Annotated in this window: 20 protein-coding genes; 10 read left to right on the top strand and 10 right to left on the bottom strand. The window is 62.7% G+C overall.

Translation table 11 applies throughout. The annotated features are described in order from the left end of the window. Nucleotides 1–16 precede the first annotated feature (16 nt). Together bmt and NMG70_RS21660 are read right to left on the bottom strand one after the other, a co-directional pair. Complete coding sequence (gene bmt, locus NMG70_RS21665) at nucleotides 17–1,033, bottom strand: betaine--homocysteine S-methyltransferase (protein ID WP_254026416.1); 1,017 nt, start codon at nucleotides 1,031–1,033, stop codon at nucleotides 17–19. Nucleotides 1,034–1,215: 182 nt separating this feature from the next. Continuing rightward, nucleotides 1,216–2,058: a helix-turn-helix domain-containing protein gene (locus NMG70_RS21660; RefSeq protein WP_254026415.1), complete on the bottom strand. Its 843-nt coding sequence runs from the start codon at nucleotides 2,056–2,058 to the stop codon at nucleotides 1,216–1,218. 228 nt (nucleotides 2,059–2,286) lie between these two features. On the opposite strand from NMG70_RS21660, the gene NMG70_RS21655 reads away from it, so the two are divergent. Together NMG70_RS21655 and NMG70_RS21650 are read left to right on the top strand one after the other, a co-directional pair. Continuing rightward, the gene (locus NMG70_RS21655; RefSeq protein ID WP_254026414.1) at nucleotides 2,287–3,297 is read left to right on the top strand and encodes a fatty acid desaturase; all 1,011 of its coding nucleotides are present in this window, start codon (nucleotides 2,287–2,289) and stop codon (nucleotides 3,295–3,297) included. Nucleotides 3,298–3,380: 83 nt separating this feature from the next. After that, complete coding sequence (locus NMG70_RS21650; protein ID WP_254026413.1) at nucleotides 3,381–4,181, top strand: phosphate/phosphite/phosphonate ABC transporter substrate-binding protein; 801 nt, start codon at nucleotides 3,381–3,383, stop codon at nucleotides 4,179–4,181. Nucleotides 4,182–4,186: 5 nt separating this feature from the next. Here the strand turns inward: NMG70_RS21650 and NMG70_RS21645 are convergent, their stop codons facing one another. The 4 genes from NMG70_RS21645 to NMG70_RS21630 all read right to left on the bottom strand — a co-directional run bounded on the left by NMG70_RS21645 (nucleotide 4,187) and on the right by NMG70_RS21630 (nucleotide 11,632). Beyond that, entirely contained in the window at nucleotides 4,187–5,506 is a 1,320-nt protein-coding gene (locus tag NMG70_RS21645; RefSeq protein WP_254026546.1) for a M24 family metallopeptidase, read from the bottom strand. A gap of 25 nt (nucleotides 5,507–5,531) precedes the next feature. Then, nucleotides 5,532–7,244, bottom strand: a complete 1,713-nt coding sequence (locus tag NMG70_RS21640; RefSeq protein WP_254026412.1) for an ArnT family glycosyltransferase — start codon at nucleotides 7,242–7,244, stop codon at nucleotides 5,532–5,534. 62 nt (nucleotides 7,245–7,306) lie between these two features. Then, nucleotides 7,307–9,892 (bottom strand): GcvT family protein, encoded by a 2,586-nt coding sequence (locus NMG70_RS21635; RefSeq protein WP_254026411.1) that lies wholly within the window; start codon nucleotides 9,890–9,892, stop codon nucleotides 7,307–7,309. A gap of 168 nt (nucleotides 9,893–10,060) precedes the next feature. Further along, a complete protein-coding gene (locus tag NMG70_RS21630; protein WP_254026410.1) occupies nucleotides 10,061–11,632 on the bottom strand; it encodes a trimethylamine methyltransferase family protein in 1,572 nt (523 codons plus the stop codon). Between the two features lie 227 nt (nucleotides 11,633–11,859). On the opposite strand from NMG70_RS21630, the gene NMG70_RS21625 reads away from it, so the two are divergent. From NMG70_RS21625 to NMG70_RS21600, 6 genes are all read left to right on the top strand, one after another. Then, nucleotides 11,860–13,728 (top strand): phospholipase D-like domain-containing protein, encoded by a 1,869-nt coding sequence (locus tag NMG70_RS21625; protein ID WP_254026409.1) that lies wholly within the window; start codon nucleotides 11,860–11,862, stop codon nucleotides 13,726–13,728. Nucleotides 13,729–13,854: 126 nt separating this feature from the next. Then, on the top strand, nucleotides 13,855–15,015 hold the full coding sequence (locus tag NMG70_RS21620; protein WP_254026408.1) for an MFS transporter: 1,161 nt from the start codon (nucleotides 13,855–13,857) through the stop codon (nucleotides 15,013–15,015). Between the two features lie 99 nt (nucleotides 15,016–15,114). After that, nucleotides 15,115–17,184, top strand: a complete 2,070-nt coding sequence (locus NMG70_RS21615) for a prolyl oligopeptidase family serine peptidase (protein WP_254026407.1) — start codon at nucleotides 15,115–15,117, stop codon at nucleotides 17,182–17,184. Nucleotides 17,185–17,244: 60 nt separating this feature from the next. Beyond that, the gene (locus NMG70_RS21610; RefSeq protein WP_254026406.1) at nucleotides 17,245–17,367 is read left to right on the top strand and encodes a capsid protein; all 123 of its coding nucleotides are present in this window, start codon (nucleotides 17,245–17,247) and stop codon (nucleotides 17,365–17,367) included. A gap of 53 nt (nucleotides 17,368–17,420) precedes the next feature. Next, entirely contained in the window at nucleotides 17,421–18,800 is a 1,380-nt protein-coding gene (locus NMG70_RS21605; RefSeq protein ID WP_254026405.1) for an aspartate aminotransferase family protein, read from the top strand. Between the two features lie 132 nt (nucleotides 18,801–18,932). Continuing rightward, nucleotides 18,933–19,289, top strand: coding sequence for a hypothetical protein (locus NMG70_RS21600; protein ID WP_254026404.1), 357 nt, complete (start codon nucleotides 18,933–18,935; stop codon nucleotides 19,287–19,289). Between the two features lie 351 nt (nucleotides 19,290–19,640). On the opposite strand, the gene mmsB is transcribed toward NMG70_RS21600, so the two are convergent. Together mmsB and NMG70_RS21590 are read right to left on the bottom strand one after the other, a co-directional pair. After that, nucleotides 19,641–20,525 (bottom strand): 3-hydroxyisobutyrate dehydrogenase, encoded by an 885-nt coding sequence (gene mmsB / locus NMG70_RS21595; RefSeq protein WP_254026403.1) that lies wholly within the window; start codon nucleotides 20,523–20,525, stop codon nucleotides 19,641–19,643. Between the two features lie 294 nt (nucleotides 20,526–20,819). After that, a complete protein-coding gene (locus tag NMG70_RS21590) occupies nucleotides 20,820–21,986 on the bottom strand; it encodes an isobutyryl-CoA dehydrogenase (protein ID WP_254026402.1) in 1,167 nt (388 codons plus the stop codon). Nucleotides 21,987–22,139: 153 nt separating this feature from the next. Between NMG70_RS21590 and NMG70_RS21585 the strand changes: the two genes are divergently transcribed. Together NMG70_RS21585 and NMG70_RS21580 are read left to right on the top strand one after the other, a co-directional pair. Beyond that, entirely contained in the window at nucleotides 22,140–22,754 is a 615-nt protein-coding gene (locus NMG70_RS21585; protein WP_254026401.1) for a dimethylsulfonioproprionate lyase family protein, read from the top strand. Further along, nucleotides 22,754–24,226 (top strand): cobyric acid synthase, encoded by a 1,473-nt coding sequence (locus tag NMG70_RS21580; protein ID WP_254026400.1) that lies wholly within the window; start codon nucleotides 22,754–22,756, stop codon nucleotides 24,224–24,226. Before NMG70_RS21585 ends, NMG70_RS21580 begins: the two co-directional genes overlap by 1 nt. 331 nt (nucleotides 24,227–24,557) lie before the next feature. On the opposite strand, the gene NMG70_RS21575 is transcribed toward NMG70_RS21580, so the two are convergent. Beyond that, nucleotides 24,558–24,977, bottom strand: coding sequence for a VOC family protein (locus tag NMG70_RS21575; RefSeq protein ID WP_254026399.1), 420 nt, complete (start codon nucleotides 24,975–24,977; stop codon nucleotides 24,558–24,560). A 104-nt stretch (nucleotides 24,978–25,081) separates the two neighbouring features. Further along, the gene (locus NMG70_RS21570; protein ID WP_254026398.1) at nucleotides 25,082–25,915 is read right to left on the bottom strand and encodes a helix-turn-helix domain-containing protein; all 834 of its coding nucleotides are present in this window, start codon (nucleotides 25,913–25,915) and stop codon (nucleotides 25,082–25,084) included. Nucleotides 25,916–25,952 lie beyond the last annotated feature (37 nt).

Raw genomic sequence — 25,952 nt, 5'->3', positions numbered from 1 at the left:
CTATTTCAACATTACGTCAGGCGCGGCTGCGCCGGCGCTCGCGGCGGGCTTCGCTGGTCTCGACGGTGTTGACTGTGGCTTGCTTGTTGCGCATCGGGCCGATGCGCTCGACAATTCTCTCGATGCTCGGGCGATCCGACCTTGTATGCGCATCGAGCGCCTTGCGCATGGCGGCGAGGTGGGCGAACGAGGTGCCGCAGCAGCCGCCGACGATCTTTGCGCCGGCATCGACGGCCAGCCTGACATAGTCAGCCATCAATTCGGGCGTGCCGGAATAGTGGATCTCGGCGCCGCGGAATTCCGGAATGCCGCAATTGCCCTTGACGATTACCGTCGCCTCCGGCTTCGCCTCGGTCATGTCGAGCAGCGAGGCGAGGATGTCGGAGGCGCCGACACCGCAATTGGCGCCGACACCGAGCGGCGGCTGCGACAGTCCATCGGCGACGCCGTGGATGTCCTTCGGCAACAGCCCCATCATGGTGCGGCCGGCCGTGTCGAAGGAGCCGGTGTAGGTATAGGGCAGGCCGACGCGGATTGCGGCTTCGGCTGCGGCGCGGATTTCGTCCGGCGCCGACATGGTCTCGATCCAGGCGACTTCGGCGCCACCGGCCTTCAGGCCTTCGATCTGTTCGGCAAAGGCCTCGACCGCCTCGTCATAGGTCATGGCGCCGAGCGGCACCAGCAACTCGCCGGTCGGGCCGACCGAGCCGGCGACGATGACCTTGCGGCCGGCTTTATCGGCGACAGCGCGGGCGATCTCGGCGGCGCGCTGGTTCAGCGCATGCACGCGGTCTTGCGCATGGTGCAGCTTCAGCCGGTGGCGGGTGCCGCCGAAGGAATTGGTCAGGATGATGTCGGCGCCGGCATCGACGAAGTTCTGGTGCAGACTGGTGATGATGTCAGGCGCCGTCTCGTTCAGCAACTCTGGAGCCTCGCCGGCCTCGAGCCCCATGGCGAACAGATTGGTGCCGGTGGCGCCATCGGAGAGCAGAACGCCCTTTTCGGCAAGCAAAGCGTCAATTGGATTGGTCATTGGAAATTACGCCTTCCGGGATTCCAAGCGGACTTCGCTCGCCCGCTACGTCTGCTTAGGTTTTTGTATTGCCGCAGGTTCTCGTCGCAAAACCGCGAGGCACTTTTGCGGAACCTGCTGGTCGAGATAAGGATATAAAGAAATCTTTATATCGCGTCAATGTTGGTGCAGGAAGCAAGTCGTCAAAATCGCATTTCCGCCAGCCTTTGGGTGAAGCTGGCTGCTTCGTGCGCATTGATATCGGCGGCGCGGATCAGATTGTCGAAATGGCTGGTCAGCGTGCGGACCGGCTGGGTCGCGTTCAGCACCAGATACATGTCGCCGACATAGATGGCGGCGCGATAGGGCCCGAAGATGGTGTAGGGGATCGAATAACGCATCCGTCCGTCATAGAGAAACAGGCGGAAGGTGGGATAAAGGTCGTCGAGCAGCGTCGCCATGTGAAGAAGCTGCTGGTGGCGGGCGGCCTCAGGGAAACGGTCCCAGACGCCCAGGCCGCGCGCAAAGATCTCCAGCGTGTGGCGCGGCATGCAGACTTCCATGTCGGTTTCCGGCCGCCGGTTGTAGTCGATGCGGTACTGCGTCTCGCCGGCCTGGGCCTCACGGCTCTTGTTGGCGATACCGGCCTCGTAGTCGACGAGCGCTTCGGTGCGCAGAAGATCGGGAATGCCGGCCGGCACGTAACGGATTTTCGTGCCCGCGGCCTCGGCATGCCATCTGGCCAGCAGCGTGCGGTCGAAGCCATCAGGCGCTTCCTCGATCTCCAGGCTCTCGCGGATTTCACCGGTGACGCCTTCGTCCTGGCTGAGGCCGAGCAGCCAGTCGAGCGACACTTTGAATTCGGCGGCGATGTTGAGCAGCGTTTCGGCGCGGGGAAGGCGCGTCGAGGCGCCGGACAGCAGCTGCGAAAGCGCCGAGCGGTCGATGCCCACCGCCGTCGCGAAAGCGGACTGTTTCAAATCGGACCGTGTCAGGAGCATTTTCAAGCGCTCCCGAAAGACCGTCGATAGGTCGCGTTTGTCCATATCGTCATTCCCGCCATTAAGAGGAAAAAAATCCGCCGAATCCGCCAACGTGGCACTTTGAGCGTAAATGAATCCTCCAGGTTGTTTACAATAGATAACACATGCGGCTGAAAATGCGCAATCGCAACATTTTGTTCGCTTTGTCGCGTTGCAGCATCACAGTGCTCCTGACACAATGCTGTCAGGAATCAAAACGGTTCCGGCGACTGGAAGGGCAGTGGTCGATCCATGACAAGCAGGAATAACAGACGAAGCAATGCACCGGCCATCGAATGGCCGACCATCTTCCTCGCGTTTTTCTGTTACGGCACCTGGCTTGCAGCTGGCCTGTTCCTGTGGCCGTCCTATCCGCTGCTGGCGCTCGTCGTTCTGGCCTTGATGGCGGCGCTGCAGTCCTCGCTGGCGCACGAAGTCCTGCACGGCCATCCGACCCGCAATGCCCAGCTCAACGAAGCTTTCGTCTTCCTGCCGATTGGTCTCGTCTGGCCGTTCCGGCGGTTCAAGACCATTCATCTGCGCCATCATGCCGACGAACGGCTGACCGATCCGCTTGACGATCCTGAAAGCTACTACAAGGCGCTGTGGCGCCATGACGAATTGCCGGCGGCGATGAAGTTCCTGCTGAAGATCAACAACACCATGATCGGTCGGCTCATTCTCGGCCCGTGGCTGTCATGCATCGGCTTCTTCATCGACGATGCCAGGCAGGTGCTCGCCGGCGACAAGGTGATCCGCAAGGCATGGCTGCTGCACGCCATCGGCCTCGCCGTGGTGCTGGCGGTCGTGCAGTTCAGCTTCGGCATCCCGCTATGGCTCTACGTCCTGGTGCCGGTGTGGCTGGGCCAGTCGCTGATCTCGATCCGCACCTTCGCCGAGCATCAGTGGTCGGAGCATCCGGAAGGCCGCACCGTGATCGTCGAGCGTTCGCCGCTGTCTTTCCTGTTCCTCAACAACAATCTGCATTTCGTCCATCACAAGAGCCCGACGGTGGCCTGGTACCGGCTGCCGAAGCTGTTTGCCGAGCGCCGTGACGAGTGGCTGCGGATGAACAATGGCTATGCCTATCCGAACTATTTCGCGCTGCTTAGGGCATATGCCTTCAAGGCGAAGGAGCCGATCGTCCACCCGGTGCTGCGGCGCACGCCGGAACCAGGCCGCGCGTTCAAGCCACGCGTCAGGGCGCGCAGCCTCAATGGGCTTGGCAGCGCGCCGGTGCCGGCCGAGCCGCCGAAAGAATGAACTTTGCGGCATCGCCGGCGGCGATGCCCAGGTGCGCGTCAATGGCCTTGTCAATTTCTCAGCGGAACGATCAAAATCCCGGCATGAGCGATTTCATTGCCGCCTTGCCGATGTATGACTGGCCTGAAGAGAAGAACGAGGTCGATGCCCAATGGGCGCGGCTGCGTGATGCCTTCCGGCAAAAAGGCATCGACGCGCCGCAAACCGTCGCTCGCGTCAATGCCGATCTGCGGCCTGTCGAAGGCGGCATCCGCGACGCCGCCGGAAAGGTGATCGCGCCCGATCCGGCGACGCTGCCGCCCGACGAACTGGATTTTCACGGCCTCTGGCTGCATCCAGCGCTGCTGTTCGCACAGGCCTGCTGGGGTCCGCTGGAACTCGGCCTATTGGAACATGTCCAGGTGATCGGCCAGCCGCGCTATGACGCGTTCGAGGGCGGGCAGGATGAACTCTATTCGAGCGCGCTCGTGATGCGTGCAGGTGAGGCGCCAACGGTTACCTCACCGTCCGATGGCAGCCCGCTCATCCCGCTCGATGTCCTGCGTGGCAAGCATTTTACCTTCAACAGCCTCGATTCCATGTCGGGCATTATCGCGCTGACGCGTGACCTGGAGGCGCTGGGCGAAAGCCTGGACATCTTCTCTGAGCGCAGCGAAAGCGGTGGCCACCGCGCCTCGATCGTCGCCATTGCCGAGGGCAAGGCCGATGTCGCGGCCATCGACTGCCAGAGCTGGGCCAAGGCGCGGCGCTTCGAGCCGGCAGCGGAAGCGGTCACGGTCGTCGGCTGGACAAGGCGGCGCAAGGGCCTGCCGTTCATCACCGCCAGGACGACACCGGAAAAGATCGTGGTGGCGCTGCGCGAGGCGGTCGCGGCGATCGCATAAAACGGTCAGCCGCCGAGCAGCCGCTCGTCGAGCGGATAGGTCGAAAGCTGCTCGTTGCCGGTTTCGGTGATCAGGACCTGCTCTTCGATCTTGACGCCCTCGCGTCCGCCAAGCCGGCCGATATAGCTCTCGACGCAAAGCACCATGCCCGACACAAGCACGCCGTCGGGCGTGTCTTCGGTCCAGTCGATCGCATGCGGCAGCGTCGGATATTCGTCGGCCAGGCCGACGCCGTGGTAGAGCACGCCGTAACGTGTCGGGAAACAATCTCCGGGCGGCACCGCCGAGCGTTCGACAAGATCGCGGAACGATGTGCCCGGCTGCATCAGGCCGATATTGTGGGCGATCTGATCGGCGGCGATGCGAAACAGCTCGCGTTGCTCGTTGGACGGCTCGGTGTCGCCGCAGAGCCAGGTGCGCGACAGGTCGGCGCAGAAACCGTAAGGGCCGATCAGATCGGTATCGAAAGCGACGAGATCGCCGGCTGCGATCGCTCGCGACGAACATTCCTGGAACCAGGGATTGGTGCGCGGGCCAGACGTCAAGAGCCGGGTTTCGACCCATTCGCCGCCACGCGCGATGTTGCCGCGGTGGAGTTCGGCCCACAATTCGTTTTCGGAAATTCCTGGCCTCAATGCTGCTTCCATCTCGCCCATCGCTGCCTGGCAGGCGATGATCGACCGGCGCATGGCCAGGATTTCGTCGGGCGATTTGATCAGACGCGCATTTTCCATCAGCGCTTCGCCATTGCCGATCGAGATGCCGAGGCGGGCAAGTTCTTCGACGCCCTCGGGATTGATGTGATCGACGGCGATGCGGCTGATGCCACCGCCATGCTCCTTGACCAGATCGGCGATCCCGGCGGCCCAGCGGCGGACCTTTTGCTCGGTGAGTTCGCCGCTGTAGAGATAGATCCACGACACTGCCGGCCGCACCTCGTCGACGACGCCGGAGTGGTCGGAAAGGTGCTCGCAGGAAAAATAGTCGAACAATACCACCGGGCCTTCGGTGGCAACGAAACAATGCCTTGTCGGATTGTGCGCGACCCAGAGCTGCATATTGGTCGAGTCGGTCGCATAGCGGATGTTGATCGGATCGTAGAGCAAAGCTCCCGCGTAGCCGCGGCGCTTCAACTCGGCGCGGATGCGGTCGAGCCGGTATTGGCGCATGGCGGGCAGGTCGGGAGCAGCAATGCCGGCGGCTTGCCACTCGGCTTCCGCCAGTGCGCCGTAGCCAAGCACATGCTGGTTGAGCTCAGCGGCCTTCTGCCGCGACTTCAGGCGCAGCGCATCGATTGAGCCTGCTTGGTCCGGCTCGAACGGCATGATCTTGCGATGACGAGGAGGCCGATCAGCCGGGTTCCTGTCCACCCTCGGCTCCTTTGCTGAGGCCTTCGCCGGGCGCTGTGGCTTTTTCCGCAGCCGTTCTCTTCAATCTTGCATATGCGCCGGGCCGGGCGGGCTCGTTGGTGCCAGGCACTAGCGGAACCATGATTTGCCTTGGTTGGCCTTCCAGCTCATAGCCGGCTTTTCTAAGCTGCTCCACAATGACCGGCCGCGGATCGTCGCGGTCGAGCCAGACGAGTACGGCCGGCTCTTGCACCAGCCTGTCGAAATTTGGCACTTCCTGATTAAGCGCGACCAATTTTTCGTCGACCAGCCGCAGATTGCCGACCCATGCACCGTCGGATATTGCGGTTTTCACCGGCCCGTCAGCAGTCAGCTGGCGATACAAGGCCGGGTAATCCACCCTGATCATCCGCGAGAGACCACTGGTCCCGTTTATCTGGAAGTACCAGGTGGCGGGCGCCAGCAGAACGGCGATGATCGCTCCGGCCGCGATCACCAGCAGCTGGGCGTCCCTGCCGCGCGGTGCGCGCCGTTCCATATAGGCGGCCATCGCCAGCGGCAAGAGGACCATGACCGGCACCAGCCAACGGGCCTTGACCTCGGTCACGCCGGTGGCCAGCACAATTATCGCCAGCATGGCCAAGCCGATCGCCAAGGTACGCCACACGAGAACTTCCCTGGCCGGAGCCTTGGGTTGACGATCGGAGAAACGGAATCCGGTCAGCGCGAAAGCCAGCGCGCAAACGAGCACCGGCAAGACAGCGAAATTGAAAGTCCCCATGATAAACTTGCCGGCGCCGGTGGCTGCGGCCATCATGCGCTCCTGCTGCAGGTCTATTCCGAATTTTTCGCCTCTCGCCAGCAAATCGGCAGGATGCATCAGGCTCCAATATGCGGTTGGCGCCAGCACTAATATCGCGACGGCAACGCTGATTGCGAATTTCGGATCGAGGATCGCGCTGCGCAGCTCGCGCAGCGACAGCACCGCCGCAACAAGCGCTGCCACCAGGAATAAATCGTTGTATTTGGCAAGAATTGCCGCAGCTGTTGCCAAGCCAAACATCGCATAGGCGATGACGCTTCGCCGTTTGATCAAATTAGCCATTGCCAGCAGCAGCAGCGCGCAGAAGCCGACAACGGCGACCGAATGCGACAGGGCCCGCTGCGATTCCCAGGCGATTTGCGGGATTGTGAAAAGTCCGAGCGTGGCTGCTGCGGCCGTCGCTTTCGTGTAGCCGAACCGCCGCATGGCGGCGAACACACTGCAGGCGGCGAGGAACAGCACTGAGTATTTGACGAGCTTCAGCGTGAAAATATTGGTGCCGAAAACTTGCGCGGCCAGCCAGTTGATCCATGTGTAGAGAGGCGGTTGCGAGCCGCCATATCCAGCCCAAAGATATGGCAGATAAATCAGTTGCTCCGCGTCATCGATGCCGACGCCGGTTCCTGCCCAACTGGCCAGAACGGACAATATGACGGTTTGCAACGCCAAATAGGTTGCGACCATGACGATCGCCGCCGGGAAGGGGCCGATCCTGCCCTCGGCAAGCCATTCGGCCCATTTCATCGAATATCTCAACGCGTTCTCATCGCCGGTGCCGGTTGCCGCCGGCTCCGCTAGCATGAAGACCATGCCCCGCGCAACGTCGCCTGATCGCTGCCGGAGCGGCGGGCTTGAAGTCGTGGCCGCCACCCTGTCTTCTTGTCTGGACATCGGATTTCCCGAAATCGGTCGCGCCCGGGTCAAGCGCGAGGCCGGCCTTTGGGTCCGGCGCTTTAGGTCCGCATCTTCTCGCCGCTCGGGTCGAAAGGCGGCTCGACATTGATGCAGGCCGGTCGTCGGCTTCCGAGGATTTCGATCTCGAACAGTCCGGCGCTTTCGTCCCCGGCCAGGGCCGCCGGCACATAGCCTTGCGCCATCGATTTCTGGACGTAATGGGCATAGCCGCCGGAGGTGACCCAGCCGACCACGCGCCACTCGCCGTCGACGATGCCGCGCACGGCCGATGCGCTTTCCGCGGCCCGGGAGCCGCGCACTTCCTTGCCGTCCGTGTCGAAACGCGGCGCGCCATAGCCATGCGGCTTTTCCACCGTGCCGTAGTCCTTGCCGCCGACCTTGGCCCAGATTGGTTCGTCGCCCATCACATCGGCACCCGCGGCATCGACGATGAAGGAGACTCGACGCAGTTTTGGCCCTTCTGCCTGCTCCCTGGCTGCCGCTTCGCGTCCGATGAAGTCGTTCTTCTCCAGCTTGACGAAGCGGTCCATTGCCCCTTCGAACGGCCCGTAGATCGGGCGCAGCTCGCGGAACCAGGTCGGAAAATTCTTCTCCAGGCGCATCGAGAGCAGGGCGCGCATGCCGAAATCGACCAGGCCGAACTCTTCGCCGGCATCCTTGATCGCCTTGTAGACGAGACGCTGATAGGCCGGCGCCATCCAGATTTCGTAGCCGAGATCACCGGTATAGGTGATGCGATTGACCATGCAAGGCGCGCCGCCGACCGCCATCTCGCGGAAATCCATGAAGCGGAAGGCCTTGGTCGAGATATCGATATCAACCAGTTTCTGCAGCAGGTCGCGTGATTTCGGCCCGGCGATCGACAAGCCGACCAGAGTCTGGTCGAAGCGGTGGATGAGGACCTGTGACGCCCCTGGACCATCCTTCGGCAGGTGCTTTTCGAACCAGCGCATATGATATTTCTGCGCCGCCGACGAGCTCCAGATCATGAAGCGCTCTTCACCCGCGTTGGCGATGGTGAAGTCGCCGATCAGCCTGCCGAACTCGTTCAGCATCGGCGTCAGCACAATGCGGCCGGTCTTCGGCATGCGGTTGGTCATCAGCCGGTTGAGGAAATCTTCCGATCCCGGCCCGGAGACTTCGTATTTGGCGAAGTTGGCGATCTCGGTGACGCCGACCTTTTCGCGGGTGGCGCGCACTTCCTCGCCGATCGGCCCGAAATCGTTGGAGCGATGGAAGGAAACGATGTCCTTCGGCTCGGTGCCTTTCGGTGCGAACCAGAGCGGGGTTTCGAGGCCCCAGCTATCGCCCATGACGGCGTTGTTGGCCTGCATCGTGTCGTAAAGCGGGGTTGTCTGGGCCGGGCGTGCCGCCGGCAGTTCCTCGTTGGGAAAGCGGATGGAAAAACGGCGCGAATAGTTTTCGCGCACCTTGGCGTTGGTGTAGCGCAGCGTCGCCCATTCGCCGAAACGCGCGACGTCCATGCCCCAGACGTCGAAGCCGGGATCGCCATGGACCATCCAGTTCGACAGCGCCAACCCGACGCCGCCGCCCTGCGAGAAACCGGCCATGACGGCGCAGGCGCACCAGAAATTGGTCAGGCCCTGCACCGGGCCGACCAGCGGATTGCCGTCGAGCGCGAAGGTGAAGGGACCGTTGATGATCTGCTTGATGCCGGCCTTCTCGATACCGGGAAAATGCTTGAAGCCGATTTCCAGCGACGGCGCGATGCGGTCGATGTCGGGCTGCAGCAGCTCATGGCCGAAATCCCACGGCGTGTTGACCGGAGACCACGGCTTGCAGGCTTTTTCATAAGTGCCAAGCAGGATGCCGTTGCGTTCCTGGCGGGTGTAGATCTCGCCCTTGAAGTCCATGACGCCAATCATCTCACGGCCGGTCGACTTGTTGAATTCCTCGACCTCCGGCATCGGCTCGGTCAAAAGGTACATATGCTCCATGGCCAGCAGCGGCAGCTCGACGCCGACCATGCGGCCGATCTCGCGCGCCCATAGGCCGCCGCAGTTGACGACATGCTCGGCCTTGACCGTGCCTTGCTCGGTAACGACGTTCCAGGTGCCGTCGACCTCCTGCGTCAGCTCGACGACGCGGTTGCGCAGCACGATTTCGGCGCCGAGCTTCCTGGCGGCCTTGGCGTAGGCGTGGGTGGTGCCGGAAGGATCGAGATGGCCTTCGACCGGATCCCACATGGCGCCGACGAAGTTCGTCTCGTCCATCAGCGGGAACATCGCCTTGGCCTCTGACGGCGTGATCAGCTCGGTGTCCATGCCGAGATAGCGGCCTTTGGCGTGGGCAAGGCGCAGGAAGTCCATGCGTTCGGGCGTGTCGGCCATCATCACGCCGCCGGTCAGGTGCAGCGAGCAGGACTGGCCGGAAAGCTCTTCGATCTCCCTGTAGAGCTGCACCGTGTAGGCCTGCAGCTTGGCGACATTGGGATCGCCGTTGAGCGTATGGAAGCCGCCCGCCGCATGCCAGGACGAACCGGAGGTGAGCTCCGAACGCTCGATCAGCATGATGTCGGTCCAGCCGGCCTTGGCCAGATGGTAAAGCACCGAGCAGCCGACGACACCGCCACCGATGACAACCGCTTTTGCATGAGATTTCATGAAGATAGTTCCGTTTTTGAAGAGATTGAATCGAGTGAGCGGGGCGTGAAAGCAAAGTGGAGAAGCGCTCCGGCTGGAATAATCTCACGCCCTTCCTCTGCCCCGTCGATCGGGGGAGAGGTGTCGAGCGAAGCTCGACGGAGTGGGGGTCGACTGTTCATCAAATGATCAAAAATCAGTCGGCGCGCCGCCTTCGGACCGACGTTTGTCGACGAAGGCGTTGAGCTCCTCGCGGATAGCCGGGTCCATGTAGGGCTCTTCGTAGGAGGCCAGCCGCTCCTTCCACACCCGATTGGCCTTTTCGATAGCTGTCGGCGATCCGGCTTCCGCCCAGGTCTCGAAATTGCGCCAGTCGGAGATGACAGGCGAATAGAACGCGGTCTTGTAGCGGTCCTGGGTATGCTGGGTGCCGAAGAAATGGCCGCCCGGACCGACGTCGCGGATGGCGTCGATAGCCAGTGCTTCCTCCGAAAGGTCGAGCGGGGTCAAAAATTCGGCCACCATCTGCAGCAGATCGATGTCCAGGATGGTCTTCTCGTAGGAGCAGCGCAGGCCGCCTTCCAGCCAGCCGGCCGCATGCATCATCAAGTTGCCGCCGCCCTGGATGGCGCCCCACAGCGAGAACACGCTTTCATAGGCGGCCTGTGCGTCGACCGTGTTGGCGGCGCAGGTGTTGGAAGTGCGGTAGGGGATGTTGTAGCGGCGGGCGAGCTGGCCGCCGACCAATTGCGCCTTCATGTATTCCGGCGTGCCGAAGGCTGGCGCGCCGGACTTCATGTCGACGTTGGAGGTGAAGCCGCCATAGCCGACGGGCGCGCCCTTGCGCACCATCTGGGCGAAGGCAATGCCGGACAGCGCTTCGGCATTCTGCTGCACCAGCGCGCCGGCGATGGTCACCGGCGCCATGGCGCCCGACAGGGTGAACGGCGTCACGATGACGACCTGGCCCTTGCTCGACATCTGGATGATGCCTTCCATCATCGGCACGTCGAGCTTGAGCGGCGAATTGGTGTTGATGATGGTGAACACCGACGGCTGTTCGAGAAGCTGTTCGTCGCTGATGCCGCGCGCAATCCTGGTGATCTCGATGCCGTCGACATTGCGCTCCTTGCCGAGCGAATAGATGTGGAACACCTTGTCGGTGAGCACGCTCAAATCGCGGATGCATTCGAGGTGCCGGACCGACGGATGGATGTCGATCGGCTCGACCGGATAGCCGCCCGTGCAGTTCAGGATGTTGTGCATCTGCGCAAGCTTGAGGAAGTTGCGGTAGTCCTGCTGGTTGCCCGGCCGGCGGCCGCGGTCGATGTCGGAACAATTGGGCGCCGACGCCATCATCGAGATGATCAGGTTGTCGCCGCCGAAGCGGATATTGTGCGCCGGATTACGGGCATGGATGGTGAATTCCGACGGGCAGTGCGAAACCAGCTCGAGGATCATGTCGCTGTCGAAGCGCACCCGCTCGCTGCCCTCGCGGACATCCGCGCCATGCGCCTTCATGATCCGCCTTGCCTCGTCGTGCAGCACGTCGACGCCGATTTCCCTGAGCACGCGCAGCGAGGCGAGGTGGATCGATTCCAGCTCGTCGTCGGAGACCAGCCTGGTCGGCGTCAGCGGGATTTTCAGCTGACGGAAAGGCGGCTGCTCGAATGCCGCCGCTGCGCCGGCGCGCTTGCCTGCGCGGCCGCCGCGACGGGGGTTTGCCAATGCCGGTTCGGCGGGATGAAGGGCGGCGGTCATGACAGGCCTCGTACGCTGCGACAGTGCGGCGGCATAATGGACCGACCGCCGCCCGGCCATTGCGGAGGCGGCGACCACTAGGGCGAGGGAAGCGACATGGACGTTCGCCCCCAGACGCACCAGGGCGAAACCAGATCTGTGCCCGAACTGTGAAATATGTCACGTTGCGATCACGTCATATTGAGTAAGTACATTGAATACAAACCGTCCTGGGGGAGACTATTTCCGTGTCTGATGTTGTCAGCGTGCGTGCAGCGACCAACAACGAAGTCGCCTTCATTGCCTGGGATATTGACGGAATGATCGACGGCTGCCTCGGCTTCGAGATCGTCCGCATCTATCCCGGCACTGGCGAGGAACGCTGCCTGGCGTCCTGGGTTCCTTTCAAGGGGCAACGCAACAAGGACTGGATTCCGCAGGATACCGGCGTCTGGCCGGTGCAGAAGACATTCTGGCGCGATCTTACGGTGCGGCGGCGCCGCGACAGCGTTGAAATCAGGCCGGATGGCGAAATGGTCGCCTACCGGGTGCGTCCGGTCGGCGACATGCGGCCCGGCCTCGATCCGGTGCCGGTGCGGCCCGAGAAAGCCTATACCGGAGCGGTGCGGCCGCTCGGCTATCTCGGACAAGGCGCCGTCAGCCCGACCATCTTCCTGGGATCGATGTTCGGCAAGGCGCGGCTCGCCTTCACCAACGGCGTGCTCTCGACGCAATGGCTGTCGCGCGCCCTGGAAGACGCCGGCATCAAGGTCGGGCAACGCGATAAGATCAGGGCCGAGCTTCAGCGTCCCGGCAGCAAGATACGCGCCTATCTTCACGGCGAGGTTCCGGACGTGCTCACCAGCCTGATGAAACGGGCCAAGGCCGAGGGCGGCACTGTCAGGCTTGCCCTGTATGAGCTTGGCGATGACGAACTTTGCGACGCGATCATCGACGCCAGGGATGTCGTCGAAGTCATTCTGTCGAATTCGGGCAGGGATGAACAAACGAAGGCGTGGGACGCGGGCAACGCGCCGTTCAGAAAGCGGCTGCGTGACGCCGGCGTCGTGCTGACGAACCGTCTGTTCAACAACAACCATATCGGCCACAACAAGTTTGCCGTCTACCGCGATGCCCAGGGCAATCCGCAAGCGGTCATGACCGGCAGCACCAACTGGACGTCGACCGGGATTTGCGGACAGTCCAACAACGCCTTCATCCGCGACGACCCTGCCATGGCCGAAGTGTTCGATGCTTATTGGGAGCGGATGAAGGCCGATTTGTTCCCGCCGCCGGCAAGCGAAAGTGCTGCCGGACGTGTGGCGCAGAAGCAAGGCAGGCCGTTTCGCCTGAAGAATCGCACACCGAACCATGTCGATGGCACCACCATCTGGTTCTCGCCAAACGATCCCGACCGCAGCAAAAAGGACATCTCGGTGCGGCCTGTCGATCTCGAAGACGTTTTCGCACGGATCAAGGCGGCAAAGGAGGCGGTGCTGTTTCTGGTGTTCAATCCGTCGCGGCTTGGCAACAATTCGGTCATCGATCAGGCGGTCGCGGCGGCGACAGCGAATCCAAAGCTGATCGTGCAAGGCGCAATCAGCGATCACACCGCCATGCCCAACTACGTTGCCCCGACCCGGGATCCAGTCACCAAAAAATCGAACAGGGACGGCAAATCGCCATTCGTCTTTCCGGAGAAGGTCTGGGAGACGCCGAACGTCTCCATCGTCAGGGCGGCCAACCTGACGGGGGCCTCCGTTGCGCGCGATTTCCAGGCGGAAGTGCTGACCGTCGGCCATGCGATCGTGCACGACAAGATCGTCATCATCGATCCGATGGCCGACAATGCGACCGTCATCGCCGGCAGCCACAACCTTGGCTACAAGGCGTCCTATGAAAACGACGAGAACATGGTGATCGTCGAAGGCGACAGGACCTTCGCTGCGGCCTTTGCGGTGCATATGCTCGACGTGTTCGACCACTACAAGTTCCGCGCCTGGCGCAGAACGATTGGTGAAGGGCCGTCGGACAATGACGGGCTTGCCATCGACGACAAGTGGCTGAAGCCTTACGCCGACGGCAGGAAGGGGGCGATTGCCCGGTATTTTCCGTAGTGGCCTGAATGGCGCCGCGGACCCTTGAACAAGGCATCCCCTGGCTGGCGCAAGCGGTTCTTGCCGCCGGTGCTTCCCGGCACGCTCCCGAAACGCTAATCGTGCAGCTTCCCTTTGGTGCGGATCATGGACCTGGCGGAACAGAACAGTGATGGGACAATGCAGTGGGCGGCGATCACCGGCGTGATCGCCACCGTTTCGGTGTTCGCCATCGCGCAAGGGCTGAGCTACCCGCTGCTGAGCTTCATCCTGCAGCGCCAGGGCGTCTCGCCGGCCATGATCGGCCTGTCGGCGGCAATGACGCCGGTCGGCTTTATCGTCTCGTCGCCGCTCATCCCGGCACTGGCGCGCCGGTTCGGGGCAGGGCGCACGGCGCTCACCTGCGCGGCCCTTTCCGCGATCATGCTGGCGCTGATCGGCTGGACGCAAAATGTCTATCTGTGGTTTCCACTGCGCTTCCTGATCGGCGTGGTGACCAATCCGCTCTATGTGCTGAGCGAGGTCTGGGTGATCGCGCTGGCGCCGCCGGCGCGCCGTGGTCGCCTGATGGGGATCTATTCCACAGTCATTTCGGCCGGTTTTGCCGCCGGCCCGCTGTGCCTGCTTGCCGTCGGCACCGACGGGTGGCCGCCGTTTCTCGTCGGCATCGCCGCATTCGTGTTTTGCGGCGCCTGCCTGGCGCTGGTGCTGGGACGGCTGCCAAAGGTCGATGAAGCCGGGCACCGGGTTTCGGTGATGGGGTTCATGCCGATGGCATGGCTGCTGCTGTCGGCGGTCGTGGTGGCGGCCGGTTTCGAACAGGGGGTGCTGGCGCTGCTGCCGGTCTACGGAGCGTATTACAGCATTGAGGAAACCCGCATGTCGGCGCTGCTGTCGATGATGATCGCCGGCAACATCGCCATGCAGGTGCCCCTCGGTCTGCTGGCGGAACGGCTGACAGCGCGTCTGGTCCGATTTATCTGTGTATCGCTAACGGTGCTCGGATGCGTGCTGTTGCCGGTTCTCATCGAGACGCCGCTGATCTGGCCGTGCGTGTTTGTCTGGGGCGCGGTCTCCTACGGCATCTACACGATGTCGATCGTCGAGCTCGGCGAGCGGTTCACCGGCTCGGCGCTGGTCGCCGGCAACGCCGCCTTCTCGCTGATGTGGGGCGTCGGCGGCATCGCCGTGCCGCCGTTGGCGGGCGGCGCCATGGATGTGTTCGGCGCGAACGGCCTGCCGATCACGCTTGGCGCCATTTGCCTGGCGCTGGCGCTTACAACCGTCTTGCGGGGGCGGATGGCGTAATCCTAAAAGAGGCCCGAATCTTTGAACATTGGGTGCCTTGAACATTGGCGCCGCCATATCGATGTTGGCGGGCCGACGCCTGATTCAACCGGAGACCACATGACCAAGTCGAGCACAAAGACGCGGCCGAATTCGGCGACTGACGATCCCTTTCTCTGGCTGGAGGACAGAACGGGCAAGGAAACGCTCGACTGGGTTCACCGTCAGAACGAGATCACGGTCGACGAGTTGCAGGGCGATCCGTCTTACCAGACCTATTTCCAAACCGCGCTCGACCTGATGACCGCAGAAGACAACATTGCGGTCGGGTCTGCGCTCAACCGCCACGTCTATAATTTCTGGCAGGACAAGACCAACGTGCTCGGCCTCTGGCGGCGCACTGCGGTCGCTTCCTACAAGACCGAGAAGCCGGATTGGCAGACGATCATCGACTTCGACAGCCTGTCCGCGAAAGAGGGCGTGAAATGGGTATTCAGCGGCGCCAACCGGCTTTACCCTGATTTCAGCCGCTGCCTGCTCAGCCTGTCGCCGGATGGCGGCGACGCCAGCGAAATGCGCGAATTCGACATCGACAGCAAGTCCTTCGTCGAGGGCGGTTTTTGCGCGCCCGCCTCGAAGTCGAGCTTCAACTGGTTGGACAAGGACACGGTCATCGTCTCGGCTGCCTTCGAAGAGGACGAAAAGACCCAGTCTGGTTATCCGCGCATCGTCAAGCTGTGGCAGCGCGGCACCCGGCTGGAGGATGCGACGCCGATCTTCGAGGCGCAGAAGCAGGATCTCGCCGCCGGCGGTTCCCTCGAATTCGACGGCGACAAGCGTCATCTGTTGCTGAGCAGGACGCTCGATTTCTTTGCCTCGCACAGTTTTCTGCGTCTGCCCTCCGGTGAAAACAGGCGCATCCCGTTGCCGGAAGATGTGACTGACACAGTGCTGTTCAGGGATCAGCTCGTCTTTGGGGTGCGCAGCCCGTGGACGGCGCCGGACGGCACGCTGTGCAAGCCTGATGGCCTCTATTCGCTGGACTTCGTTGGCTGGATCGAGACCAATGCGCTCGGACCTGTCGAGACCGTGCTCGCGCCGGCGGATCGTGTCTCGATCGCCGGCATTGCCCGCACGCGGGACCGGTTGTTCATCAGCCTGATGGACAATGTGCGCGGCAAGGTCGTCGCCTGCGATCGCAGCGGCAGCGGCTGGTCGCTGCATCCGGTGGCGCTGCCCGAAAACGGCAGTGTCGGCATCAGCCACGCCGAGCGTTTCGGCTCCAGCGTGTCCTTCTCCTTCACCGATTTCCTGACGCCGAGCTCGATCATCTGGTCGGACGACAATGCTGCGACGCTGGCAACGGTGAAATCGCAGCCGGCGCGTTTCGACGCGTCGTCGCTGGTCTCGGAACAGTTCGAGGCACGCTCGAAGGACGGCACCAAAATTCCTTATTTCGTCGTCAGGCGGCGCGACCAGGACGGGCCGGTGCCGACGCTGCTTTACGGTTATGGCGGCTTCGAAGTGCCGTTGCTGCCAGGCTATGCCGGCGTGCGCGGCCAGCTGTGGCTGGAAAAAGGCAATGCCTATGTGCAGGCCAATATCCGCGGCGGCGGCGAGTTCGGCCCGAACTGGCACCAGGCCGCGCTCAAGGCCAATCGCCAGAACGCCTTCGACGATTTTGTAGCGGTCGCGCAAGACCTGGTGAAACGCGGCATCGCCGCGCCGCCGACGCTCGGCATCCAGGGCGGCTCGAATGGCGGCCTGCTGACCGGCGTTTCGCTGACCCAGCATCCCGAGCTTTTCGGCGCGGTGATCATCGACGTGCCGCTGCTCGACATGCTGCGCTATACCGAGCTGCCGCCCGGCGCATCCTGGATGGCCGAATATGGCGATCCGGCGAAGCCTGAAGAGGCCGCGTGGCTGGCGGCTTACTCGCCTTATCAGCATGTCGAGCCCGACACCGCCTATCCGCCGGTGCTGCTGACGACATCGACCGCCGACGACCGCGTCCATCCCGGCCATGCGCGCAAGATGGCGGCGCGGCTGCAGGCTGCCGGCCACGCGAAGACGCTGTTCTTCGAGGAGACCGAGGGCGGCCATGGCGGGCGCGGCGATCGCCGGCCACAAGCGGCACAGGCGGCGATGAAATATGTTTTTCTGCAACGGGCCCTGACCGGCGTTGCTTGAATGGAACGACTTGAACGTAACGGCTTGAACTGGTCGCATCGAACCGCCTAAGATGCTGCCATGGCTCGGATGCAGATATGTCGCGCGCTTGGGGTGGCGGTGACGCCGTCGCCGCGCACGCTTCGCGCCGAGCTTTTGCGGCTTTGCGCCCGCATCGGCTATTCGCCGCCCGCCTTCCTCTGACGAATCCGCCCCGGCAGCAAAACGCCGGATTGGTTCAAGAGGAAACATCGGACATGACCTATCAGAATTATTCGCTGAAGCAGCTTCAGCAGATCGATGCTGCGCATCACCTGCATCCGTTCACCGACCACAAGGAGATGCGCGAGGCCGGCTCACGCATCATCACCCACGCCAACGGGCCGTTCATCTACGATTCCGAAGGCACGGAAATCCTCGACGGCATGGCCGGGCTATGGTGCGTCAACATCGGTTACGGCCGCGATGAGCTGGCCGAAGCGGCCTACGCCCAGATGAAGGAACTGCCCTATTACAATTCCTTCTTCAAATGCTCGGCCCCGACACCGGTGCTGCTGGCCAAAAAGCTGGCGGAGCTGGCGCCGAAGCACGTCAACCAGGTCATCTACGGCTCGTCCGGCTCGGAGGCCAACGACACTGCGCTGCGCCTCGTCCGCCACTATTGGGCATTGGAAGGCCAGCCGGAGAAGAACCGCATCATCTCGCGCAAGAGCGCCTATCACGGCTCGACCATCGCCGGCACGTCGCTGGGCGGCATGGAGCCGATGCACAAGCAGCTCAACGGCGCGGTTCCCAATATCGTCCATGTGATGATGCCTTATGCCTATGAGCTGGCTCTGCCCGGCGAAAGCGACCATGATTTCGGCCTGCGCGCGGCCAAGGCCGTCGAGGATGCCATCCTCGAAGCCGGCGCCGACAAGGTCGCCGCGTTCATCGGCGAGCCGGTGATGGGAGCAGGCGGCGTGAAGATACCGCCGATGAGCTATTGGCCGGAAGTGCAGCGGATCTGTCGCAAATACGATATCCTGCTGATGCTCGACGAGGTCATCACCGGCTATGGCCGCACCGGCGAGTGGTTCGCGGCGCAGACATTCGACATCGAGCCCGATACGATCACCACCGCCAAGGCGCTGACCTCCGGCTATCAGCCGCTGTCGGCGCTGCTGGTCGGTGACCGCATCGCCGCGACGCTGGTCGAGAAGGGCGGCGAGTTCAATCACGGCTATACTTATGCCGGCCACCCCGTGGCCTGCGCCGTGGCGCTGAAGAACCTCGAGATCATCGAGCGGGAAGGTTTGGTCGATCGGGTCAGGAACGACACCGGACCCTATTTCGCCAAGGCGCTGCAGGAGCATATCGGCGGGCACGATCTGGTCGGCGAGGTGCGCTCGATCGGGCTGATGGCGGCGATCGAGATCGTTCGGGACAAGGCGACCAAGGAGCGCTTCCTGCCGGCCGGGAGCGCGGCGGTGCTTGTCCGCGACCACGCAATTGCCCAGGGCATGATGCTGCGCGCCACCGGCGACACGATGATCCTGTCGCCGCCGCTGATCTGGACGCGCGAGACGATCGACATGGCCTGCGGCCGCATCGCCAAGGCACTTGATCTGGCAAAAGCCGATTTGCGCAAGCGGTAAGGCAAATGGCGGGGCGCCTTTCGGAAAGGGCGCCCCCCAAATGCAATGCGATTGTGTCGAAGGAACAAATAGCCTCGCCGCGCGTAATATTCTGGTGCCGGCCATACCGGCCACAATGGGGTTTGGATTTCAATGAAAAAGACTGTCAAGAGCCGTCGAGCGGCGGCGATAGGTCGTGATCTGATGCTGGCACCATTGGTGGCGATGATGCGTTTGCCGCTGATGGCAGCGGACGCACGAAAGGGTCAGAGCTGGGGCGTCGAGGCCACACAGGCGGTGAACGAGAAGACCGTCGCTATGGTCGAGGGCGCGTTTGCGGCCCAACTGGCGCTGCTGCAGTCGGCATCGCGCTTTTGGCCTGAGGTTTTTTCCGGCCGCACGCCGTCCCTGTTCAACGGTATTGCGGTGGAGCGGTCGATCAGCGCGGCACTAAAGCCGGCCAGCCGTGCCGTAAAGGCCAATTTTCGCCGGCTGTCGACCAAGTCCTGACCTTCGATGCGGACGCGTGGTGCAGAAACGCAAAAACCGCGCTCCATCGGGAACGCGGCTTTGCCAGATACGCATGGCGCTTCGCTGACTGAACACTTGGCGAAACTTACGGGCTCCGGGACGCGAGACCTGATCCGGAGCGCCGGGCGGATGCGATATGCCGCCTCGCACTCCGTTCTACAGGGACATCGTTACCGGGTGGTTATCGATAGTTTAATCAAATCTAAATTTCGATGTTTCTTTGCCGGAAACCGAAAGCCGGTCGAGTTCGAGACTTAAAGCGGGTCGCGTCTGCTGCGCACGCTTTGCGCACCCTTGGGGGGTTAAGCCCAAGCCTTTGGGCGACCTGCATTACGCCGGGGTACCGCGCAGGAAATTTATGATGCCGGAGAAGTCGGCGCCGGCATGTCCCTGAGCGTTGAACAGCGCATAAAGCTGGGCGGCCTCGGCGCCGAGCGGCGTCACCGCACCGGCGCTTTGCGCGGCTTCCTGCGACAGTTTCAGGTCTTTCAGCATCAGTGCCGCGGCAAACCCCGGCCTGTAGCCATTGTTGGCCGGCGATGTCGGCACCGGGCCGGGGACCGGGCAGTAGGTGGTCAGCGACCAGCACTGGCCGGAGGAGGTCGAGGCGACGTCGAACAGCGCCTGATGCGACAGGCCGAGCTTTTCCGCCAGAACGAAGGCTTCGGCGACGCCGATCATCGAAATGCCCAAAATCATGTTGTTGCAGATCTTCGCCGCCTGTCCGGCGCCGTCGTCGCCGCAATGGACGATGCGGCCGGCCATCGGCTTGAGGATTGGTTCGGCCTTGGCGAAGGCTTCCTTCGAGCCACCGGCCATGAAGGTCAGCGTGCCGGCGGTGGCGCCGCCGGTGCCGCCGGAAACCGGCGCGTCGATCGACAGAAGCTTATGTCTGGCGGCAATGGCGTGGGCTTTTCGTGCCGATTCGACGTCGATGGTCGAGGAATCGACGAACAGCGCGCCTTTTTTCGCCTTTGGCGCGATGTCCTCATAGACCGACAGAACGTGTTTGCCGGCCGGCAGCATGGTGATAACCACATCGGCCTCCTTCACCGCGGCAACGGCATTGGCCATGACGACGACCCCATGCTCCTTGGCGATGACGAGATTTTCCGGCATCAGGTCGAAGCCGTGAACGGCATATCCCGCCTTGACGAGGTTGGCTGCCATCGGATTGCCCATATTGCCGAGGCCGATGAAGGCGATGGTGGTCATAATGGCACTCCGTGGTTTGGGTAAGGCAGTAGGCAGCAGTTAGGCAGTAGGCAGCCTAATCGGGCGCTAGTTTGCTGATAAGTTGGCGAAGCATTTTCCGTGCCCTAGGTCGCTAACAGCACCTGATAAGCTTGATCATGCGCCAGATCTATCGCCTGCTGCCATACGATAAGATCCTTGTACGAATTGATCCTGCCGGTCATTTTTCTGCTACTGCTACTGCTACTGCTACTGCTACTGCTACTGCTACTGCTACTGCCTACTGCCTACTGCCTACTGCCTACTGCCTACCGCCTACCGCCCGATCAGGGCGCGTGCGATGATGACTCGCATGATCTCGTTGGTGCCTTCAAGAATCTGGTGGACGCGCAGATCCCGCACTAGCTTCTCGATGCCGTAATCGTGCAGATACCCATAGCCGCCATGCAGTTGCAGCGCGTCGTTGGCAACGTTGAAGCCGATGTCGGTGACGAAGCGCTTGGCCATAGCCGACCATTTTGAGGCATCCGGGGCCTTGCGGTCGAGCTTCGAGGCAGCGGCGTAGAGAAATATCCGTGCAGCCTGCAGCTCGGTCTCCATGTCGGCCAGCTTGAATTGCAGCGCCTGGAACTGGTTGATCTTGGCTCCGAAGGCCTTGCGTTCGGCGGTGTAGGACAGCGCCTTGTCGAGCGCCGATTGCGCGCCGCCCAGCGAACAGGCGGCGATGTTGAGCCGGCCGCCGTCGAGCCCGGCCATGGCTATGCCGAAGCCGGCACCTTCGTCCGAGAGCAGGTTTTGCGCCGGCACCTTGCAGTCCTCGAAGACGACCTGACGGGTCGACTGCATGTGCCAGCCCATCTTTTGCTCGTTGGCGCCGAAAGACAGGCCGGGCGCATCTTTCGGCACGACGAAGGTCGAAATGCCCTTCGGCCCGTCGGCGCCGGTGCGCGCCATGACGACATAGAGGTCGCTGTCGCCGGCGCCCGAGATGAACTGCTTGACGCCGTTCAGCACGTAGTCGCCGCCGCTCTTCATCGCGCGCGTCTTCAGCGCCGCCGCATCCGATCCCGAACCCGGCTCGGTCAGGCAATAGCTCGCCAGCCACTCCATCGAAGTCAGCTTCGGCAGGAAGTGCTGGCGCTGCTCGTCATTGCCGAAGCGATCGATCATCGACGCCACCATATTGTGGATCGAGATGAAGGAGGAAAAGGCCGGATCGGCGCGCGAAAGCGCCTCGAAGATCAGCACTGCGTCGAGCCGGCCGAGCGCTGAGCCGCCGACATCGTCACTGACATAGATGCCGCCGAGGCCGAGCGGGCCTGTCTCGCGGATCACGTCTGCCGGAAAATGCTTGTTGCGGTCCCAGTCGAGCGCGTTCGGCGCAACGCGATCGGCAGCGAAGGCCTCGGCCATTTGCTGGATGGCGCGCTGGTCCTCGTTGAGTTCGAACTGGCTGCTGCCCGCATTGACAGCGGCGTCCATGGCGTCCTCCCTGATGTTCTTCGGCCTGCTGGCCTGTCGTTTTTGGCTTTGCGCGCGGTTCAATCTAGACCAATGATGCCGCCGCGCAAGCCGACCATCTCCATCCAACCATCTGGGCAGCGGCTGTGTGAGAATGCGTGTCTGGGGCAAAAAGTGACGACAAATTTCGATGAACTGCTCGAGCGGTTCCACGCCACTCTCGAAACATTCGATGGTGCGCTGGTGCGCGATGCCGTGGCCCGGATCGGCTGGGCCATGCCGGCGCGTCCGCTCGAGCCGCACCCGCTGGCCTGCCTGCGCCAGCTCGACCGCATCGTCGAGCTCGCTCCGGCCGACGCTCAGCCGCTGGCGCGGCTGCTTGCGGAGCGTCGCGGCGATCTGCGCTGGGGGCAGACCTACAGCGAGGCGGATTTCGGCAAGACATTCATCGACAATTACGGCTGGCTGGAGGTCTTCGGCACGCGCGGCCATTTCGTCAACGACGAGGTTGCGGCCGGTCTGCTGATCCTCGGGCCCGAAATCGTCTATCCCGACCACCATCATGTCGCCGAGGAGATATACATTCCGCTGACCGGCGGCACGGATTGGCGCATGGGCGAAGGCGATTTTCGCAGGCGGGAGGCGGGTGAGGTGATCCACCATGCCTCTGATGTCAGCCACGCTATGCGCACCGGCAAGGAGCCTCTGCTGGCGCTCTACATCTGGCGCGGCGGACCATTGGCCGCGAAATCCACGATCAGCGGCACCGTTTCACAGGACAGGAATTAATGGCCGCCAAGGCGATCATGCTGCAGGGCACAGGCTCCGATGTCGGCAAGACGGTGCTGGTCGCGGGCCTCTGTCGCGCGGCGAAAAAGCGTGGGCTGAGCGTGCGGCCGTTCAAGCCGCAGAACATGTCGAACAACGCCGCCGTCGCCAATATACCGGGCGACAAACTCGCCGGCGAGATCGGCCGCGCCCAATGGCTGCAGGCGATCGCCTGTGGCGTTGTGCCCACCGTCCATATGAACCCGGTGCTGCTCAAGCCGCAGACCGATATCGGCGCGCAAGTGGTGGTGCAGGGCAAGGTGTTCGGCGAGGCGCGGGCACGCGACTACCAGGGGCTGAAAGCCCGGCTGATGGATGCCGTGCTCGACTCCTGGGCCAAGGTCGGCGAGGGTGCCGACCTCGTCATCGTCGAGGGCGCCGGCTCGCCGGCCGAGATCAATCTCAGGAGCCGCGACATTGCCAATATGGGCTTTGCGACGCGCGCTGACGTGCCGGTGATCCTCGTCGGCGACATCGATCGCGGCGGCGTCATCGCCTCGGTCGCCGGCACCCATCTGATCCTGCCGGAAGAGGACCGGCGCATGATCGTCGGCTATCTCATCAACAAGTTCCGCGGCGATGTCTCGCTGTTCGACGACGGCATCAAGGCGATCGAGACATTCACGGGCTGGCGCTGCTTCGGCGTCGTGCCGTGGTTGAAAGCAGCGGCGCGGCTGCCCTCGGAAGATTCCGTGGTCCTCGAACGCCTGGCGTCAGGCGAGAAGCGCGCGTTGAAGGTCGCCGTGCCGATGCTTTCGCGCATCGCCAATTTCGACGACCTCGACCCGCTCAAGGCCGAGCCGCAGGTCGAGGTCGTCTTCGTGCCCCCCGGCCAGCACTTGCCCGAGGACGCCGGGCTGGTGATCATTCCCGGCTCCAAGTCGACGGTCGGCGATCTCCTGAAATTTCGCGACAATGGCTGGGATCGCGACCTGCTTGCCCATCGCAAGCGCGGCGGCCATGTCGTCGGCATCTGCGGCGGCTTCCAGATGCTCGGCCGTGTCGTGCGCGATCCCGACGGCATCGAAGGCAGCGTTACCGAGACCGACGGGCTCGGCCTGCTCGACGTCGAAACGGTGATGGAGCCGGAAAAGACGGTGCGCAATGTCAGCGCGCGCTCGCTGCAGTTCGACCTGCCGCTCGAAGGCTACGAGATCCATCTCGGCCGCACCACCGGTCCGGACACGCTGCGGCCATCCGCCGTCATCAACGGCGCCGACGACGGCGCCGTCTCGGCCGACGGCAAGGTGTCGGGCACCTATCTGCACGGGCTGTTTTCCGCCGACGCTTTTCGGGCGAAATTCCTGGAAAATCTCGGCGTCAAAGGCGGCGGCATCAATTATCGCGCCGAGGTAGAACGGGCGCTCGACGAGATCGCAGCCGAGCTGGAAACCCACCTCGACTGCGACGCGATTTTTGGTTTGGCGCGGTAGCTCCTCGGCGAAGGAGTTTTGACAGGCCAGATGTGCTGGCGTTGACTGACTGCATACCTTGGCGATTAGCGGAAACGCCCACCGCTTCGTCATCCTGGGGCGGAGCAAGGAGCGAAGCGACGCGGCGCAGACCCCAGGATCCATGCCGCGACTTCAGAGCGCTGCAGCAGTGCAGAATTCTGCTCCGCTGCACTCTTCGGTTAAGGCTACGGCATGGATCCCAGGGTCTCCGCGACGGAGCTTCGCTCCTGCTTCGCCCAGGGAAGACGAAGTTGGGAGGCTTCGGCCAATTCCGAACGTCTATGGTCCACTCCTGTGCAGCGTTACCAGTTCACGCCTTTTCGCCAACCTTCGGCCAATAGGTGCCGAACGACCAGACATTGCCTTCCGGATCGCTGCAGATGAACTCACGGCTGCCATAGTCGCGGTCGGTGAGCTCTTCCAGTATTTCGGCGCCGGCCTTCTTGGCTCTGGCATAAGCGGCATCGGCATCGTCGACGGCAACATAGATCGATTTGCCGCCACCCGGGCCCGGTGCGCCGATCATTTGGCCAAACTTGTCGTCGCGTGCAGTGCCCAGCATGATCATCGAGGAGCCGAAAGTCAGTTCGGCGTGTTGGACAATGTCGCCTTCGCCGTAGCGGGCATGAACGCCAAAGCCGAAGGCTTCACCCAGCCAGTCGATCATTTTCGCGGCATTGCGGTAGCGCAAGGTGGGATAGAGCCTGGGCGGTTCGACTGACATGGTCATGACGATCTCCTTCAATTGGATTGGACGATAATCCAGTCTGGGCGAAGGCTGTTCCCACGTCTTGAAGAAATGTTACTTGTGCGCCTGAAAAGAGCCCTGCGCGTCTACGCCTGGGCGGCTAGCGCCGTCGGCGTTTCGCCGGCAAGGTCGCGGAATTCGCGCACCAGATGCGCCTGATCGGCATAGCCGCAATCGGCGGCGATATCAGCCCAATCGGATTTGCCCTGCCTTGACAGGGCGAGCGCCCGGTTAAAGCGGACGATGCGTGACAGCGTCTTGGGGCCGACGCCGATCGTATCGGAAAATTTTCCCGCAAGATGCTTGCGGCTCCAGCCCAGCCTGTCGGCCAGCGATGAGACGCGAATGCGGCCGCCCGAGACGATGATCCGGTCATAGGCCCAGGCGATTTCGGCCTGCGTTTCGCGGGCCTCAGTCAGCCGCGCGGCGACGAACGTCTCGACGATGGCAAAACGTGCGCTCCAGCCGTGCGCATTGCCAAGTCTTTCGCGCAGCGCGACGCCTTCAATCCCGAGCACATCGTCGAGGCCGACCATGCGGTCGGTCAGTTCGCTCATCGCAAGGCCGAAGAAGCGTCGGGCGCCGAGCGGGGTGAAATTGACCTGGATGCAGCAGGCGCCGCCGAGGGATTCGATCACCACCGGACCGGCATAGAGGCCGGCGGCGAAACTGGCGAAGCGGTCGTTGTCGCCCGGCTCCTTGCCGAGCCCGATGGCGAAAGGTTCGGCAAAACTGATAACCAGCGGCACGGTCAGCGATGCATATTCGACGTTGCGGAAACGGCCGGGCATCGTTTCGCGGTAGAAGCAGATGTCGGTGACTGAACCCTGGAGCCAAGGGCCGGGCGCACGCCGCACCATCTCGAACCGGTCGAGGCCAGGATTTTCACGTCGGCTGCCGTCTTCGCACTTGGCGGGCATGAGTGCTTTCCTTCCGCCCAAGGAGTCTAGCAGACCA

Origin of the sequence: Mesorhizobium ventifaucium (assembly GCF_935822925.1) — a bacterium.
In the GTDB taxonomy this organism is placed as follows: Bacteria; Pseudomonadota; Alphaproteobacteria; order Rhizobiales; family Rhizobiaceae; genus Mesorhizobium; species Mesorhizobium ventifaucium.
This window is presented reverse-complemented; position numbering and strand designations above follow the sequence as displayed.

What these genes read in the sequence shown, in the direction of transcription:
- NMG70_RS21600 (WP_254026404.1), top strand. Translation starts at nt 18,933, where the DNA reads ATGAAAAAGACTGTCAAGAGCCGTCGAGCGGCGGCGATAGGTCGTGAT.
- NMG70_RS21615 (WP_254026407.1), top strand. Translation starts at nt 15,115, where the DNA reads ATGACCAAGTCGAGCACAAAGACGCGGCCGAATTCGGCGACTGACGAT.
- NMG70_RS21610 (WP_254026406.1), top strand. Translation starts at nt 17,245, where the DNA reads ATGGCTCGGATGCAGATATGTCGCGCGCTTGGGGTGGCGGTGACGCCG.
- mmsB (WP_254026403.1), bottom strand. Translation starts at nt 20,525, where the DNA reads ATGACCACCATCGCCTTCATCGGCCTCGGCAATATGGGCAATCCGATG.
- NMG70_RS21605 (WP_254026405.1), top strand. Translation starts at nt 17,421, where the DNA reads ATGACCTATCAGAATTATTCGCTGAAGCAGCTTCAGCAGATCGATGCT.
- NMG70_RS21645 (WP_254026546.1), bottom strand. Translation starts at nt 5,506, where the DNA reads ATGCCGTTCGAGCCGGACCAAGCAGGCTCAATCGATGCGCTGCGCCTG.
- bmt (WP_254026416.1), bottom strand. Translation starts at nt 1,033, where the DNA reads ATGACCAATCCAATTGACGCTTTGCTTGCCGAAAAGGGCGTTCTGCTC.
- NMG70_RS21580 (WP_254026400.1), top strand. Translation starts at nt 22,754, where the DNA reads ATGGCCGCCAAGGCGATCATGCTGCAGGGCACAGGCTCCGATGTCGGC.
- NMG70_RS21650 (WP_254026413.1), top strand. Translation starts at nt 3,381, where the DNA reads ATGAGCGATTTCATTGCCGCCTTGCCGATGTATGACTGGCCTGAAGAG.
- NMG70_RS21630 (WP_254026410.1), bottom strand. Translation starts at nt 11,632, where the DNA reads ATGACCGCCGCCCTTCATCCCGCCGAACCGGCATTGGCAAACCCCCGT.
- NMG70_RS21620 (WP_254026408.1), top strand. Translation starts at nt 13,855, where the DNA reads ATGGACCTGGCGGAACAGAACAGTGATGGGACAATGCAGTGGGCGGCG.
- NMG70_RS21635 (WP_254026411.1), bottom strand. Translation starts at nt 9,892, where the DNA reads ATGAAATCTCATGCAAAAGCGGTTGTCATCGGTGGCGGTGTCGTCGGC.
- NMG70_RS21570 (WP_254026398.1), bottom strand. Translation starts at nt 25,915, where the DNA reads ATGCCCGCCAAGTGCGAAGACGGCAGCCGACGTGAAAATCCTGGCCTC.
- NMG70_RS21655 (WP_254026414.1), top strand. Translation starts at nt 2,287, where the DNA reads ATGACAAGCAGGAATAACAGACGAAGCAATGCACCGGCCATCGAATGG.
- NMG70_RS21575 (WP_254026399.1), bottom strand. Translation starts at nt 24,977, where the DNA reads ATGACCATGTCAGTCGAACCGCCCAGGCTCTATCCCACCTTGCGCTAC.
- NMG70_RS21590 (WP_254026402.1), bottom strand. Translation starts at nt 21,986, where the DNA reads ATGGACGCCGCTGTCAATGCGGGCAGCAGCCAGTTCGAACTCAACGAG.
- NMG70_RS21660 (WP_254026415.1), bottom strand. Translation starts at nt 2,058, where the DNA reads ATGGACAAACGCGACCTATCGACGGTCTTTCGGGAGCGCTTGAAAATG.
- NMG70_RS21640 (WP_254026412.1), bottom strand. Translation starts at nt 7,244, where the DNA reads ATGTCCAGACAAGAAGACAGGGTGGCGGCCACGACTTCAAGCCCGCCG.